We start from the raw sequence: 15602 nt of genomic DNA, 5'->3' as shown, positions 1-15602 counted from the left end.
ACGGTCCGCGTGCGCGGGGCTACCGCCCGTGCCCGGGGCTGTGGGGTCGTGTCCGTTCACGGCCGCCGTTCCTTCCTCCCCTGCTCGCCGGTCACGGCTTCGAGGGGTCCCACTCGACCGGCAGGTTCGGGGTCTTGGCTCCGCTCGGCGCCACCTGCAGGGACTTCAGGGCGAACTCCATGACCCGCTTGAACACCGGGCCGCAGATCTGACCACCGAAATAACTGCCGCGGGTCGGGTTCTGGATCACGCACGACACGGTCAGGCGCGGGTCGTCCGCGGGGGCGAACCCCATGAAGGAGGCCGTGTAGCCGCTGTAGGTGCCCGTTTCCGGGTCCACCCGGTTGGCCGTGCCGGTCTTGCCCGCCACGCGGTACCCGGCGATCCGGGCCTTGGTTCCGGTGCCCTGCTCGTCGCCGACCACGGACTCCAGCATGGTGGAGAGCGTCCTGGCGGTCTTCGTGCTGACCACCCGGGTCTTCGCCGGCTCCTGCGACGGGACGAAGCGGCCGTCCGGGCCGGTCGTGCCGCGCACCAGGCTGGGCTCGACCCGTACCCCGCCGTTGGCGATCGTCGAGTAGACCGAGGTGGCCTGCAGCGCGTTGAGCGACAGGCCCTGCCCGAAGGGGATGGTGTACTGCTGGGACGCGTTCCACTGGTCCGGCCTCGCCAGGATGCCGGGCGTCTCTCCGGGGAACCCGACCCCCGTGGGCCGCCCGATGCCGAATTTCCTCAGATAAGAGTAGAGGACGCGGTTCGCCTGCTTCTGGTTCTTGCCGAGCTGTTCGGCGGCCAGGATCGTGCCGATGTTGCTGGACTTGGCGAGCACGCCGTTCAGGGTCAGGTGCCAGGTGCCGTGGTCAACGTCGTCGTGGAAGACCCGGTCGGCGCGCGGCAGGGTGCCGGGCACCGTGACGTGGGTGTCCGGGGTGGCCACGCCCTCGTCGAGGACCGCGGCCATGGACATCAGCTTGCTGACGCTGCCGGGCTCGTACGCGTCCTGCAGGGCGGCGTTGCCGAGGGCGGTGGGGTCCGCCCGGGACAGGTCGTTGGGGTCAAAACCGGGAGCGTTGGCCATGGCCAGCACCTGCCCGGTGCGGGTGTCCTGGACGATCACATAGCCGCGGTCGGCGTCGGACGCCCGCACCTGCTGGGTGATCGCCCGCTGGGCCGCCCACTGGATGTCCCGGTCCAGCGTCAGCTGCACGTCGGTGCCGGGCTCGGCGGCGCGCTCCTGCATGCTGGCCGTCGGCACCCGGCGGCCGTTGGACTGGGCGTAGGTGACGGTGCCGTCCTTTCCCGCGAGCGCCTTGTCCAGGCGGCTCTCCAGGCCGCCCCCGCCCGCGCCGGAGGCGTTGACCCAGCCGACCACGCCCGCCGCGAGGTCGCTCGCGGGGTAGACCCGCTTGGCGTGCCGGAGCCGGAAGACGCCGGCGAGGTAGTTGACGCCGTCGCCCTTCTCGGCCCGGTCGGCGAGCGCGCTCTGCAGGTCCTTGATCTGGTTCCAGACCTGCGGCGACTGCTGCCGGGCGATGATCTCGTTGCGCGATCCCGGGTAGTTGGCGAGCTGCCGCGCGATCTTCTTCTCGTCCCCGTCGACGATCGGCGCGAGCAGTTCGGCGGCGCGGGCCGGGGCGTCCTGGGCCTCGGCGTACTCGGGGGTGAAGAGCATCGGGTCGGCCGTGATGTCGTACGCGTCCACGGTGGTGGCCAGGTCGACGCCGTTCCGGTCGGTGATCGTCCCGCGCTCGGCGGCGAGGGTCACCTTGACGTTGCGGTTGACCTCGGCCTTGGCGGCGTACGTCGCGGCGTCCACGGCCTGCACCTGGAAGAGCCGGATGACGAAGGTCAGCACCACCAGGGTCAGCGCGAAGCTGACCAGCCGCAGGCGGGGGCGCGGCCTGCCGAGCCGCAGCAGCGGGGCACCGGCCGGTGTGACCGGGCGCGGGGGCCTGCGCCGCGGCGGTACGGCCGCACGGCCGGCCCGGTCCCGGGCGGCGGCGTCGCGGTCGCGCCCGCCGGCCGGCTTGCGGGCGCCGGGGGTACGGCGGTGCGCGACGCCGGAGGTGCCCGGTCCCTCCTCGCCGGAGGCGGGCCTGCGGGCGCGCGGGTCGCGGCCCGTCGCACGGGCGGCCCGGGCGGCGTCCTCGCGCGGCCGGGCGCCGCGTGCGGCGGGCCGACGCGCTCCCTGCTGCCCGGGCGTCGTCCTGCGCCGGGGCTCCCCGGCCTCGCCGCCGCGTGCGGGGGCTCCGCCGTCGCCGTCGCGGCCCCGGGGCACCTGCCGGCGCCGGGGGGCGGCCCCGCCGCCGTCACCGCGCTCACCGCGGCCCTGCGCGCCCTTCTCCCGGTCGGCCCGGTCACGCCGCTCGCCTCGTTCGCCCCGGTCGCGCGGCGGCTCCCCGTCGCGGGTCACCACGCCCCGGCACCTTCCCGGCCGGCCGGACGGGCGGATCGGGGCGGACGGAGGGCGCGGGGCCCCGGAGCTGCCGTCACGGGGTCTCCTTCGGGCTCGTGCTGGGCTTGGCGGACGGCGTCGGGCCCAGAGAGGCGGCCGCGGAGCCGCTGGGCGCGACGGTGGCGGGCGCCGTGCTCGGGCTGGGCGCCGGGACGTACGGCGCGGCGCCGGGGCTGCCGAGGACGGTGCCGTCGGGGGCGAGGAAGGCCGGGTTGCCGCCGGGGACCAAGCCCAGCTCGCGGGCCTGCTCGTCGAGCGCGTCCGGCGCCGAGTACCGGTCGACCTCCTGCTGCAGCGCCTGCTCCTCGTCGGTGTACTGGGTGGTCTTCTTCTGCAGCTCGCTCAACTTGAAGGAGTCCCGGTTCACCGCCGAGTTGAGCAGCAGCAGGGTGATCAGGCCCCCGCCCAGCAGCAGCACGATCAGCAGCACGAAGGGCGAGCGCGCCGCCGAGCTGCGCCGCCTCATTTCAGCGCCTCGCGGATCCGCTGGGCGCCGCGCAGGCGGGCCGGGGCGGCCCTGCGGTTGGCGGCGATCTCGTCCTCCGTGGGCAGCTCTGCGCCGCGGGTGAGCAGCTTGAGCCGGGGCTGGTACTGCTCCGGCACCACGGGCAGCCCGGGCGGCGCCGTGGTGGCCGCGCCGGCCGCGAGGACGCCCTTGACGAGGCGGTCCTCCAGGGAGTGGTACGACAGCACGGCGATCCGGCCGCCCACCGCGAGCGCGGCGACGGCCGCCGGGATGGCCCGCTCCAGCACCGTCAGCTCCCCGTTCACCTCGATGCGCAGCGCCTGGAAGGTGCGCTTGGCCGGGTTGCCGCCGGTGCGCTTGGCGGCCTGCGGCAGCGCCTCGCGGATCAGCTCGACCAGCCGGGCGCTGGTGGTGAAGGGCTCGCGTTCCCGCTCGCGGACGACGGCCTCCACGATCTTGCGGGCGAACTTCTCCTCGCCGTACTCGCGCAGCACCCGTACCAGCTCGCCCGGCGGATAGGTGTTGAGGACCTCGGCGGCGCTGATGCCGGCGGTCTGGTTCATGCGCATGTCCAGCGGCGCGTCCTGGGCGTAGGCGAAGCCCCGGTCGGCCTCGTCCAGTTGCATGGAGGAGACGCCGAGGTCGAACAGGACGCCCTGCACCTTGGGGACGCCGAGCCGCTCCAGCACCTCGGGGATCTCGTCGTAGACCGCGTGCACGAGGGTGGCCCGGTCCCCGTACGGCGCGAGCCGCTCACCGGCGAGCTTGAGCGCGGCGGGGTCGCGGTCGACGGCGACCAGCCGGGCCTCGGGGAACCGCCGCAGCAGTGCCTCGCTGTGCCCGCCGAGGCCGAGGGTGGCGTCCACGACCACGGCGCCCGGCACTTCGACGGCGGGGGCCAGCATGTCCAGGCAGCGGTCCAGCATGACCGGGACGTGGCGTGGCTCGGACGGGGTGGTGCTCATGAAGCCCTTCTCATCTGCTCTCGGGGACGTACCACTGGGTCCCCGCCCGCTCGTGGGCGGCCATCTGGCACCGGGGAAGGAGTGCCAGCGGGCCGGGGAGCGGGAGGAGGCCGAGCGTCACGTACACGGACGTGAGTCATCAGGCTACGGGCGAGGTCACATTAAGCCGGGAGGCACCTCCTGGGACAACGCCGAAAAGGCGTCTTCCTGACCCGCCAGATAGTCCTCCCAGGCCGCCGCGTCCCACACCTCGACGCGGGTGTTGGCGCCGATCACCGAGCATTCGCGGCGCAGCCCGGCGTAGTCGCGCAGGGGCTGCGGGAGGGTGACCCGCCCCTGCTTGTCGGGCACCTCGTCGTGGGCACCGGCGAAGAGGACCCGCATGTAGTCGCGTGCCGCCTTCGAGGTGAGGGGGGCGCGGCGGAGCTCCTCGGTGAGGGCGCGGAAGCCCTCGACCGGCCATACGTACAGGCAGCGCTCCTGGCCCTTGGTGATGACCAGGCCGTCCGCGAACTGTTCGCGGAACTTCGCGGGCAGGACCAGCCGGCTCTTGTCGTCCAGCCGTGGCGCGTACGTCCCGAGGAACATCCGCACCTCCCGCGTCAGGTTGGCGACCCACTTCGCGCCACTTTACTCCACCAGTCCCCACGGTCAACGAGAAGCCTGCCCTGGCGCAGGCGCCCTCGCGGACCCGAGCGCCCGAATCACCCGCACGGGCGAGCGCGCGCGGCGCCTGTGGGTTACCTCACAGTGCACCGGTTTGACCGAGATTTGCCGGACCCCACAGCAGGTCGGAAGAGACCGCGCGCTCTACGGTCGTGTCATGTCGATAAACGCGCATCAGTCCTCGGTTCCCGCAGGCACCGGCACGGCGTCCGTCACCGACCGGCTGGTCGAGGCGAACCGGCGTTACGCGGAGCAGTTCCGCGACCCCGGCATGGACGCCCGCCCGGTGCTCCACGTGGCCGTGGTCGCCTGCATGGACGCCCGCCTCGACCTGCACAAGGCGCTGGGCCTGGAACTTGGCGACTGCCACACCATCCGCAACGCCGGCGGGGTGGTCACCGACGACACCATCCGGTCGCTCACCATCAGCCAGCGCGCGCTGGGCACCCGCTCGGTCGTGCTGATCCACCACACCGGCTGCGGCCTGGAGTCGCTGACCGAGGAGTTCCGCACGGAGCTGGAGGAGGAGGTGGGCCAGCGTCCGACCTGGGCGGTGGAGTCCTTCCGCGACGTCGACCAGGACGTGCGGCAGTCGATGCGGCGGGTCCGTACGTCCCCCTTCCTGGCCCACACGGACGACGTCCGGGGGTTTGTGTTCGACGTGCACACCGGCCTGCTGCGCGAAATCACAAACGAGTAACGGAAGCGGAGTGACGCGGAGCATAGTTGAAGGAGAGAATGCTTCGTGTGACGGGGAGGGCCGGTCCAGGGATGACCGCGACCCTAGGAACGGGCCGAGGAGAACCGGGTGACGACCTATGACGCACGAGCGAGCCTCAGCGATCTGACTGCCACGGCGGACCGCGTACGCCGGTCGGTGGAGAACGTGATCGAGGGCAAGCCCGAGGTCGTACGGACTGCGCTGACGGTGTTGCTCGCCGAGGGACATCTGCTGATCGAGGATGTCCCCGGCGTCGGCAAGACGATGCTTTCCAAGGCGCTGGCCCGGTCGATCGACTGCTCGGTGCGGCGCATCCAGTTCACGCCGGACCTGCTGCCGTCGGACATCACCGGGGTCAGCGTCTTCGACCAGCAGCGCCGCGACTTCGAGTTCAAGCCGGGCGCGATCTTCGCGCAGATCGTGGTCGGCGACGAGATCAACCGCGCGTCGCCCAAGACGCAGTCCGCGCTGCTGGAGTCGATGGAGGAGCGCCAGGTCACCATCGACGGCAGCACCTATCCGCTGCCGAGCCCCTTCATGGTCATCGCCACCCAGAACCCGGTGGAGATGGAGGGAACGTATCCGCTGCCCGAGGCGCAGCGGGACCGCTTCATGGCCAGGGTCTCCATCGGTTACCCCAGCATGGAGGCCGAACTGGAGATGCTCGACGTGCACGCGGGCGTCAGCCCGCTGGACGACCTGCAGCCGGTCGCCCACGCGCACGAGATCGTCAAACTGGTGGAAGCGGTACGGACGGTGCACGTGTCCCCGGCCGTGCGGCACTACGCGGTGAGCCTGGTGTCGGCCACCCGGGACCACCCGGACCTGAGGCTCGGCGCCTCCCCGCGCGCCACGCTGCACCTGGTGCGCGCGGCACGCGCGGCGTCGGCCCTGGACGGCCGGGACTACGTGCTCCCCGACGACGTCCAGACACTGGCCTCGGCCGTGCTGGCGCACCGTCTGCTGCCGACCGCGCAGGCGCAGTTGAACCGGCGCACCCCGGAACAGGTCATCGCGGAGATCGTGCAGCGCACGCCGGTCCCCGACCCGTACGGCAACCGGTGACCCGGACGACGGGCGGGGCGCTGGAGGTGCCACGTGACCGAGCGTGAAAGCGGCTTCCGGGCCGCCCTGGGCGGCCTCACCACGCGGGGCCGCTCCTTCCTCGCCGCGGGGATCGCGGCGGCCGTCTGCGCCTACGTCCTGGGGCAGCCGGACCTGCTGCGGGTCGGCCTGCTGCTGGCCGTGCTGCCGCTGGTCTGCGTGGCGGTCCTGTACCGCACGCGCTACCGCGTCGCCGGCAGCCGCAGGCTGTCGCCCTCGCGCGTGCCGGCGATGTCCGAGGCGCGGGTGCACCTGCGGGTGGACAACGTGTCGCGGCTGCCCACCGGGCTGCTGATGCTCCAGGACCGGGTGCCGTACGTGCTGGGGCCCCGCCCCCGCTTCATCCTGGACCGGGTGGAGCCCGGCGGGCACCGCGAGGTGTCCTACCGCGTCCGCTCCGACCTGCGCGGGCGCTACCCGCTGGGGCCGCTGCAACTGCGGCTGACCGACCCCTTCGGCATGTGCGAGCTGACCCGCTCCTTCAGCGCGTACGACACCCTGACCGTGGTGCCCCGCGTGGAGCCGCTGCCGCCGGTCAAGCTCAAGGGCGACTCCTCCGGCTACGGGGAGAGCCGCACCCGGGCGCTGGCCCTGGCCGGCGAGGACGACGTGATCCCGCGCGGCTACCGCCACGGAGACGACCTGCGCCGGGTGCACTGGCGCTCCACCGCCAAGTACGGCGAGCTCATGGTGCGCCGGGAGGAGCAGCCGCACCGCACCCGGTGCACGGTGCTGCTGGACACCCGCGCCGTGGCGTACTTCGGCGCCGGGCCCGACTCGGCCTTCGAGTGGGCGGTGTCCGGGGCGGCGTCGGTGGCGATGCACATGCTGGAGCGCGGGTACTCCGTACGGCTGCTCACCGACACCGGCAGCACGGTGCCCGGCTCCGAGGGCTTCGGCGGCACCGACTCCTCGGACGCGGCAGGCGCCATGCTGGACACCCTGGCCGTGATCGACCACTCGGACGGCGCCGGGCTCTCCCGTGCGCTCGACGTGCTGCGCACGGGCAGCGAGGGCCTGCTGGTGGCCTTCTTCGGAGATCTCGACCAGGAGCAGGCCGCGATGGCGGGGCGGATGCGGCAGCGGGCGGGGGCGGCCGTCGCCTTCGTCCTGGGCAGCGCGGCCTGGGGCGCCCTGGACGAGGACGGGACGGCACAGCCCGCGGCCCCGCGGCCGGACGCCGCCGCCGACGCGCCCGAGGGCGCCTCGGCGCGGACCGTGCGGATGCTGCACGAGGCGGGCTGGACGGTGCTCCAGGCCGCCGCCGGCGACCGACTGCCCGATCTGTGGCAGCGGGCCGACCGGCACCGGTCGCGCGAGGAGGCGGGGACGCGATGATGAGCGGACGGGGACGGCTCGCGGTCTGCGCGGCGGCGGCGACGCTCATGACGACCTGCTCGCTGCTGCCGCTGGCGACGCCGAACTCGTGGATCCTTCAGGCCGTCTTCCTGGTGCTGCTGCAGACCGGGGTGGGCGCGCTGACCCGCCGGGCGCCGCTGGCCCGGCCGCTGACCGTACTGGCGCAGGCGGTGTTCTCACTGCTGGTACTGACCCTGATGTTCGCGAACGAGCAGGCCGTGCTCGGGTTCCTGCCCGGGCCCGCCGCGTACACGCAGTTCGGCAACCTGCTGACGGCCGCGATGCAGGACGTGACCCAGTTCGCCATCCCGGCGCCGGTCACCCCGGGCATTCGGCTGCTGCTGCTCGGCGGGGTGCTGCTGATCGGCCTGGCCGTGGACGCGCTGGCGGTGACCTACGGCAGCGCGGCCCCGGCCGGGTTGCCGCTGCTCGCCCTGTACTCGATCGCGGCGGGTCTGGCCGGGGGCGACGGCACCCGCTGGCCGTACTTCCTGCTGGCCGCCGTCGGCTACCTGCTGCTCCTGCTGGCCGAGGGCCGCGACCGGATCTCCCGCTGGGGCCGCGTCTTCGGCGGCGTCGGATCCGGGGCGCGCGCCGGCTACGGAGGACCGACCGGGGCGGTGGCCCCGGTACGGACCGGGCGCCGCATCGGGGCGATGGCGCTCGGCATCGCCCTGGTGGCGCCGGCCGCGCTGCCCTCCATGGGCGTGGGGCTGCTGCCGACCGGCGGCTCGGGCACGGGGAACGGGCGCGGCGGCGGAACGATCTCCGCGGTCAACCCGGTGGTCGCGCTCCAGGACAACCTGAACCAGTCCGACGACCGGGTGGTGCTCCGCTACCGGACGAACGCCGTCTCCAACGCGGACATGTACCTGCGGATCGTTGCCCTCGACCGCTTCACCGGTGACAAGTGGGAGCCCGCCCAGCGTTCCCTCACCGGCGTGCCCAAGGTGCTGCCCAGCCCCCAGGGTCTCGGCCCCGGCGTGAAGGCCGCGGAGGTCGCCACCTCGGTCGCGGCGGACAAGAGCTACGTCCAGATGTGGCTGCCGCTGCCGTACCCGGCCACCCAGGTGCAGGTCGACGGGCGCTGGCGCTACGAGACCACGGGCCGCACCATCATCGGCGACCGGGGTCAGACCACCTCCGGCGCGCAGTACCAGGTCAGCAGCCTTGCCCTGGAGCCGACCGCGCAGCAGCTGGCGAGCGCGCCACCGGCCGACGACCGGCTGCGGGCCGAGTACACGAAGGTGCCGGACTCGCTGCCGCAGGTGGTGGCGCAGACGGCCCTGGACGTCACCAAGGACGCCGGCAACGACTACGAGCGGGCCCTCGCCCTGCAGCGGTGGTTCACCTCGGGCGCCTTCTCGTACGACACCTCGGTGCGCTCCGGCACCGGGGTGCAGGCGATCACCCGCTTCCTGCGCAACAAGGAAGGGTTCTGCATCCACTTCGCCTTCACCATGGCGGCGATGGCGCGGACCCTGGGCATCCCGGCGCGGGTGGCGGTCGGCTTCACGCCCGGCACCGCGGAGGCGGACGGCGCGTACGCGGTCGGGCTGAAGGACGCTCACGCCTGGCCCGAGCTGTACTTCGAGGGTGTCGGCTGGACCCGGTTCGAGCCCACGCCCACCCGTGGCACCCTGCCGGGCTACACCCAGGAGACGACCGCCTCCGACAGCGGGCCCTCGGCGCCCGACACCCCGGAGGAGTCCGCGGGGGCGGGCGCGAGCACCGGACCGACCGTGGCCCCGACCTGCGTGGGCAAGGACGCCCAGCTCGGCAACTGTGACCCCCTGGGCCAGGCCTCGGGCATCGGCGGGGATGACGAGGGGCTGTGGCCGCGGATCCTGGAGTGGACGCTGCGGGTCCTCGCCTGGGCGGTGGTACCGCTGGTGGTGCTCGTGCTGCTGCTGCCGCTGCTCTGGCGGCGCAGGCAGCGTTTCCAGCGGCTGGGCGGCGGCCAGGACCCGGCCGCCCTGGCGGCGTGGCTGGAGCTCACCGGGCGGGCCCGGGGCACGGCGCCGGACGGCGGGGACGGGCGGGGCGGGGCCCCGAAGGGCCTGACCCCCGGCGAGCTGGACGCCATGGGCGCCCGCGACGGCGCCCGGACCCTGGCGGCCTGGCTGGAGCTGACCGACACCGCCTGGGACTACGGCCTGCGGCCCGACGAGTCCGAGACACCGCGCCGGGTCGCGGGGCGCCTCGTCCGCGACGGGGGCCTTGAAGGGCCCGCCGCGGAGGCGGCGCAGCGTCTGGCCGGCGCGGTGGAGCAGGCCCTGTTCTCGCCGCGGCCGCCGGCCACCACCGGCTCGGCGAAGGACGTGCAGCTGGTCCGCGAGGGACTGCACCGGAACGCGGACGCCAAGACGCGGATCCGTGCCGTGCTGCTGCCGCGGTCCGCGGTCCGGGTCGTGTGGCGGTCCGCGGAGCGCTGGTCCGCGTTCTCGGCCCGCGTGTCGGCCCGGCTGCAGGGTGCGGGCGACGCGGTGATGCGGCCGCTGCGGCAGCGGCGGCGGACCTCCTGAGGGTTCCTCCGGGGGCGGCCGGGTGGCCGCTCCCGGAGGCCGCACGTCGCGAACGCCGGGTGGAGCACGCCGAGCGTCGCATGCTGTGTGTCGGATGCCATGTGTCGGATGCAGCGGCACCACGGGCGACGGCAGGCGGCATGGCGAAGGGGCGGGGTTCCGACCGGAACCCCGCCCCTTCGTCTTCGTCCGTGTGTCAGTGGCCCTGTTCGTCGCGGCGCCGCTGCCAGCGCTCTTCGATGCGGTCCATCATCTTGCGCCGCGGCTGGTTGCGCCGGCCTCGTCCGACGGCCCCCTGCTGGGGCTGCCCCGCGGGAGCGGCGGCCGCACCCGGTTTGGCGGCACGACGCCAGCCGGTGACGGCGAGAACGGCACAGCCGAGCATCACGAGGAAGCCCACGACGCTGATCCAGGGCTGCTGGGCGATCATGCCGCTCATCAGCAGCCCGATGCCCACCAGGAAGCCCGCCACAGCCAGGTAGACGCGCCGCCTGGTGTAGGTGCGCAGCCCGCTTCCCTCAAGCGCCGACGCGAACTTGGGATCTTCGGCGTACAGCGCTCGCTCCATCTGCTCGAGCATGCGCTGCTCGTGCTCCGAGAGCGGCACGGAGTCCTCCTCCTCGTCGGTCGCGGGGGAGCGACCGGTACGACCCTTCCAGGATAGGCAGGGAATCGCCCCCGTGAAACCCGCCCCACTACGCCAATCCGACGGGGGGTGTTTTCCCCGTCGAACGCCACGTCATGCCAGCATACGGCCCTTGACCGGGAATCGGGGGGCGTGTGACGGACTCCTCCCGCTGGGTGACCGGAAGAGGCGACGCCGACCGCCCCCGGTTCCGGCTCAGCCGCGCTCGGCCAGCACGTGCAGCTGCGTCGCCACGGCGTGGAAGGCGGGCTGCTCGGCAGCGGCCAGTTCCAGCCTCAGCAGGGCGTCCATCGCGCCCGGTTCGGTGTCCACCAGGACGCCCGGCACAAGGTCGGCGAAGACACGGACGCCGTGCACCGAGCCGACCCGCAGCCCGGCGTCGGCGACCAGGGCGGTGAGCTCCTCGGCGGTGAAGCGGCGGGGCATCGGATCACCCTCGCCCCAGCGGCCGTCGGGGTCGTCCAGGGTGTGCCGGGCCTCGCCGAAGTGACCGGCGAGGGCCCGGGCGAGGACGGCGCCGTGGCGGCCGGCGGCGAGCAGGCTGAGGGCGCCCGAGGCGCGCAGGGTGCCCGCGGCGTTCCGCACGCCCTCGGCGGGGTCGTCCACGTACTCCAGGACGCCGTGGCAGAGCACGACGTCGTGGCTGCCGGCCGGCACGACGTCGAGCAGCCCGTGGGCGTCGCCCTGGACCCCGCGGACACGTTCGGTGACGCCCGCCTCCGCCGCACGGCGTTCGAGGGCGAAGAGGGCGTCGGGGCTCGGGTCGACCACGGTGACCCGGTGGCCCAGACTGGCCACCGGCACCGCGAAGTTGCCGGTGCCGCCACCGGTGTCGAGCACGTCGAGGACGTCCCGTCCGGCGGCCTTGGCCTGCCGGTCCAGCGCATCGCGCAGGACCTCCCAGACCACGGCGGTACGCAGGGCTGCGCGGGGCCGCAGCGGTTCGGCCCCTCCTGGACGGGACATGCGGACGGCTCCTCGCGGACGGACGGGGCTGGGACCGGTCGGCCCGGCCTGGGACCCACTCTAGTGGGACGCCGCCCGGCGGCCGATCAAGCGGGACGGCCGGTCTGCGGCCGTTCCAGCACGGGTTGCAGCGCCAGCATGCGCTCCACGAGGCGCAGGAACATCTCCGTCGCGCGGACGAGGTCGTCGGCCTCGCGGGCGCTGGCCGCGCCCTGGATGCCGGCCTCCGCGCGGGCCCGCTGCCGGGCACCCGCCTCGAACAGGGCGCTCCATTCGGCCAGTTCGGGGGCGACCTCGGGCAGTACCTCCCAGGCACTGCGTATCCGCTGCCGGCGTCGCCTGGTGGGTTCGGGGCGGCCGCGCACGGCGAGGACGGCGGCCGCGGTACGCAGGGCGGCCAAGTGTGCCGTGGCGAAGCGGTCGTTGGGGATCTCCAGGACGGCGGCCTCGTCGAGCCCCCGCCGGGCCTGGACGAGCAGGTCGAGGGCGGCCGCGGGGGCGTTGGCCCCGCGCAGCACGGGGTGGACGTCGGCGGCACTGCCGCCTGCGACGGCGCCGCTGCGGACTGACGCGGTCATCACATACCTCCTGTCTTCGCAGGACGTGTCCGACACTTCCCTGTCTTCACCACTCATCGTGAAGCACACCTCTGACAATCGCGCTGACCTGGTAAAACGGCGGCCACGGCCGTACAGCGCCCCGAACGTCCCCGAGGGTTCCCGAACATCCCCGGATTCGCGGTCCGATGACCCCGTGGGCTAGAGTTTTTGAACTGACCAGTCAGTTCAAAAGAGGGGGGTGGCCACGTGATCGCCGCCGAGGGGTTCGGGCTCGAGGGGCCCCGGGGCCGGGTGTTCGGGGACGTCACCTTCACCGCGCCGGCGGGCAGCCTGATCGCCGTCGAGGGGCCTTCCGGCTCGGGCCGGACCTGCCTGCTGCTGTCGCTGACCGGGCGCATGCGCGCCACCGAAGGCCGGGCCGAGGTGGCCGGGTTCCGGCTGCCCGGGCAACTCGCCGCGGTCCGCCGCGTCGCCGCGCTCGGCCCCGTCACCGGGGTCTCGGAACTCGACCCCGCCCTCACGGTCGGCGAGCACCTGCGGGAACGCGTGCTGCTGCAGCGGCGGTTCGGCGGCTCGCCGCGCGAACTGCTGCGGCCCGGCGGAACCCGCGGGGCGCGCGTCGACGACGCGCTCTCGGCGGCCGGGCTGGACCTGCCGGCACTGCCCAAGGCCGAACGCACCGCCGCCCGGGACCTGGAGCGGCTGGAGGTCCTGCGCCTGGGCACCGCCCTCGCACTGCTGGCCCGTCCCGAGGTGCTGGCGGTGGACGACACCGACCACAAGCTGGCCCCGGCCGAACGAGAGCAGGCCTGGGCGATGCTGCGCGGCATCGCCGCGAACGGCACGACGGTCCTGGCGGTCTGCACGCAGGCACCGGAGGACGCCGTGGTGGTACGCACCCGGGCGCCCGCCGCACACGGCCGCGCGATCGAGGACTCCACCGGCGAGCCCGGTGGCGGGCACGCCGACGAGCACGACGACGAGCACCACCCCGAGCACGAGGACGACACCGACGAGGAAGGGGCGGCCGATGCGCACGCCGAGGCTGGCAGCGCTTGAGCTGAGGAAGTTCGGCAGGGGGCGGCTGCCGCGCGCCGCCATGGTGTCGGTGCTGCTCCTGCCGCTGCTCTACGGCGCCCTGTACCTGTGGTCGTTCTGGGACCCCTACGCACGGCTGGACAAGATCCCCGTCGCCCTGGTGAACGCCGACGATGGCACCACCGTGGACGGGCGACGGCTCGCCGCGGGCGGCTCCATCGTGGACGGTCTGCGGGAGAGCGACACCTTCGACTGGCACGAGACCGACGCCGCCGAGGCCGCCAAGGGCGTCCGGGACGGCCGCTACTACCTGTCGCTCACCATCCCGCGGGACTTCAGCGCGCGCGTCGCGTCGAGCTCCGGCGACCACCCGCGCACCGGCGCGCTCCAGGTGCGCACCAACGACGCCAACAACTACATCGTGGGGCAGATCTCCCGGACGGTCTTCTCCGAAGTACGGTCCGCCGCCTCCACCAAGGCGTCGAGGAATTTCTACGACCGGATCTTCGTGGCCTTCTCCGACCTCCACGACAAGACGGTCGAGGCCGCCGACGGCGCCGACGACGTCACCAAGGGCGCGGGCACGGCCCGTACGGGTTCCGAGGAGCTGGGCGACGGCATCGCCGGCGCCGAGGACGGCGCGCGGCGGCTGGCCGGCGGCCTGCGCACGGCGAAGCAGGGCAGCGGTTCCCTCGCCGACGGGCTGGGAGCGCTCGACACCGGAGCGGGACAGGTCGCCGCGGGGACCCAGTCACTGGCGGACAAGGTCAACGGCTCCTCGGACGAACTGACCTTCGTCAAGCAGCACGTCAAGGAGATCAACGCGGTGGCGCGGGTCGTCGCCCGGGGCTCGCAGGCCGCGCGCGCCGGCATCGACGACCTGCCGGGGCAGGCGGCGCGGGCGGCCGAGGACGCCGAGGACGCCGCCGCGGGGATCCACGACGCCTATGACGAACAGTGCCCCCTGGGCGCGGTCACCCCGCAGTGCCGGACCCTGAGGAATGCCGTCGACGCCGCCGACGAGGTGGCGGACGTCGCGCGCCGCCTCGATACCTACGTGCACGGGCACTCCGCGGCCCTGGACGGGCTCCGCGACGACTTGGGCGCGCTGCACTCGGCGGCCGTGGAGCTGTCCGACCCGGCGCTCGCCGCCAAGCTCCAGAACGCCGTCGACGGCGTCAACCGGCTCAACGACGGCGCCCACAAGGTGGCGAAGGGCCTGCGGACCGCCTCCGCCGGCGCGGGCGCCCTGGACGCCGGGCTAGGGGACCTGGCGTCGGGTGCCGACACCCTGGCGGGCGGGATGTACCGGCTCTCGGACGGCAGCAACCGGCTGACGACCGGCCTGACCCGGCTCACCGACGGCAGCGGGCAGCTCGCCGACGGCCTGCACGACGGCGCGTCCCGGATCCCCGACTACGACGGCCGGGAGCGCGCCGGCCGCACCGAGGTGATGGCGGACCCGGTCCGGCTCGCCGCACGGTCGCTGCACAAGGCGCCCAACTACGGGACGGGCTTCGCCCCCTACTTCATACCGCTGTCGCTGTGGGTCGGCGCGATGGTCGCCTACATGCTGCTGCCGCCGCTCAGCAGGCGCGCGATGGCCGCGGGCGCCCCCGCCGGGCGGATCGCGGTGGCCGGGTGGCTGCCGGTGCTGGCCACAGGGGTGCTGCAGACGCTGGCGCTGATGGCGGTGCTGCACTGGGCGATCGGCCTGCAGATGGTGCGGGCGGCCGGGACGATCGGCTTCCTCGTGCTGGTGACCGCCTGCTTCGCCGCCGTCGTGCAGTGGCTCAACGCCCGTTTCGGGCCCGCCGGCCGCGTGCTGGTGCTGGCGCTGCTCATGCTGCAGCTCACGTCGGCGGGCGGCACCTACCCGGTGCAGACCAGTCCGGGCTTCTTCAACGCGATCCACCCCTTCCTGCCGATGACCTATGTCGTCGAGGGGCTGCGCCACCTCATCACGGGCGGTGGGCTCTGGCCGGTGTGGCGGGCGGTCCTGGTGCTGCTCGCCTTCACCGCGGGAGCGCTGGCGCTCACCGCGGTGTCGGCCCGACGCAAGCAGGTGTGGACGGTGGACCGGCTGCATCCGGAGCTGTCCCTGTGAGGCCGCGCCGAGACGGCCGCCCGG

General features: G+C 73.8%; 13 protein-coding genes. 6 read left to right on the top strand and 7 right to left on the bottom strand.

Going from position 1 to position 15602, the window contains the following annotated elements:
• Positions 1 to 91: 91 nt before the first annotated feature.
• The 4 genes from B085_RS0103155 to mraZ form a co-directional block, all read right to left on the bottom strand.
• Entirely contained in the window at positions 92 to 2416 is a 2325-nt protein-coding gene (locus B085_RS0103155) for a peptidoglycan D,D-transpeptidase FtsI family protein (protein ID WP_018557108.1), read from the bottom strand.
• 73 nt (positions 2417 to 2489) lie between these two features.
• On the bottom strand, positions 2490 to 2921 hold the full coding sequence (locus tag B085_RS0103150; RefSeq protein WP_018557107.1) for a septum formation initiator family protein: 432 nt from the start codon (positions 2919 to 2921) through the stop codon (positions 2490 to 2492).
• Positions 2918 to 3886: a 16S rRNA (cytosine(1402)-N(4))-methyltransferase RsmH gene (gene rsmH / locus B085_RS0103145; RefSeq protein ID WP_018557106.1), complete on the bottom strand. Its 969-nt coding sequence runs from the start codon at positions 3884 to 3886 to the stop codon at positions 2918 to 2920. The genes B085_RS0103150 and rsmH overlap by 4 nt, the downstream gene beginning before the upstream one ends.
• Before the next feature lie 156 nt (positions 3887 to 4042).
• Positions 4043 to 4474 (bottom strand): division/cell wall cluster transcriptional repressor MraZ, encoded by a 432-nt coding sequence (gene mraZ / locus B085_RS0103135; RefSeq protein ID WP_018557104.1) that lies wholly within the window; start codon positions 4472 to 4474, stop codon positions 4043 to 4045.
• Between the two features lie 235 nt (positions 4475 to 4709).
• Between mraZ and B085_RS0103130 the strand changes: the two genes are divergently transcribed.
• The 4 genes from B085_RS0103130 to B085_RS0103115 all read left to right on the top strand — a co-directional run bounded on the left by B085_RS0103130 (position 4710) and on the right by B085_RS0103115 (position 10261).
• A complete protein-coding gene (locus tag B085_RS0103130; protein WP_018557103.1) occupies positions 4710 to 5252 on the top strand; it encodes a beta-class carbonic anhydrase in 543 nt (180 codons plus the stop codon).
• Positions 5253 to 5360: 108 nt separating this feature from the next.
• Positions 5361 to 6338 (top strand): AAA family ATPase, encoded by a 978-nt coding sequence (locus B085_RS0103125; protein WP_018557102.1) that lies wholly within the window; start codon positions 5361 to 5363, stop codon positions 6336 to 6338.
• 33 nt (positions 6339 to 6371) lie between these two features.
• Positions 6372 to 7715 (top strand): DUF58 domain-containing protein, encoded by a 1344-nt coding sequence (locus B085_RS0103120; protein ID WP_018557101.1) that lies wholly within the window; start codon positions 6372 to 6374, stop codon positions 7713 to 7715.
• Entirely contained in the window at positions 7715 to 10261 is a 2547-nt protein-coding gene (locus tag B085_RS0103115) for a transglutaminase TgpA family protein (protein WP_051101940.1), read from the top strand. The genes B085_RS0103120 and B085_RS0103115 overlap by 1 nt, the downstream gene beginning before the upstream one ends.
• Positions 10262 to 10457: 196 nt before the next feature.
• Here B085_RS0103115 and B085_RS0103110 read toward each other — a convergent pair whose 3' ends face one another.
• The 3 genes from B085_RS0103110 to B085_RS0103100 form a co-directional block, all read right to left on the bottom strand.
• Positions 10458 to 10868, bottom strand: a complete 411-nt coding sequence (locus B085_RS0103110; RefSeq protein ID WP_018557099.1) for a DUF3040 domain-containing protein — start codon at positions 10866 to 10868, stop codon at positions 10458 to 10460.
• A gap of 234 nt (positions 10869 to 11102) precedes the next feature.
• Entirely contained in the window at positions 11103 to 11873 is a 771-nt protein-coding gene (locus tag B085_RS0103105) for a methyltransferase (protein WP_018557098.1), read from the bottom strand.
• A gap of 86 nt (positions 11874 to 11959) precedes the next feature.
• Positions 11960 to 12451, bottom strand: a complete 492-nt coding sequence (locus tag B085_RS0103100; protein ID WP_018557097.1) for an SAV_6107 family HEPN domain-containing protein — start codon at positions 12449 to 12451, stop codon at positions 11960 to 11962.
• Between the two features lie 228 nt (positions 12452 to 12679).
• On the opposite strand from B085_RS0103100, the gene B085_RS0103095 reads away from it, so the two are divergent.
• On the top strand, positions 12680 to 13492 hold the full coding sequence (locus B085_RS0103095) for an ATP-binding cassette domain-containing protein (protein WP_018557096.1): 813 nt from the start codon (positions 12680 to 12682) through the stop codon (positions 13490 to 13492).
• The gene (locus B085_RS0103090) at positions 13464 to 15578 is read left to right on the top strand and encodes a YhgE/Pip domain-containing protein (protein ID WP_018557095.1); all 2115 of its coding nucleotides are present in this window, start codon (positions 13464 to 13466) and stop codon (positions 15576 to 15578) included. Before B085_RS0103095 ends, B085_RS0103090 begins: the two co-directional genes overlap by 29 nt.
• The last annotated feature ends 24 nt before the right edge of the window (positions 15579 to 15602 follow it).

Origin of the sequence: Streptomyces sp. BoleA5, from assembly GCF_000373665.1 — a bacterium.
In the GTDB taxonomy this organism is placed as follows: Bacteria; Actinomycetota; Actinomycetes; order Streptomycetales; family Streptomycetaceae; genus Actinacidiphila.
Note: the sequence above shows the minus strand (reverse complement) of the source record. Positions and strands in the feature narration are given on the sequence as shown.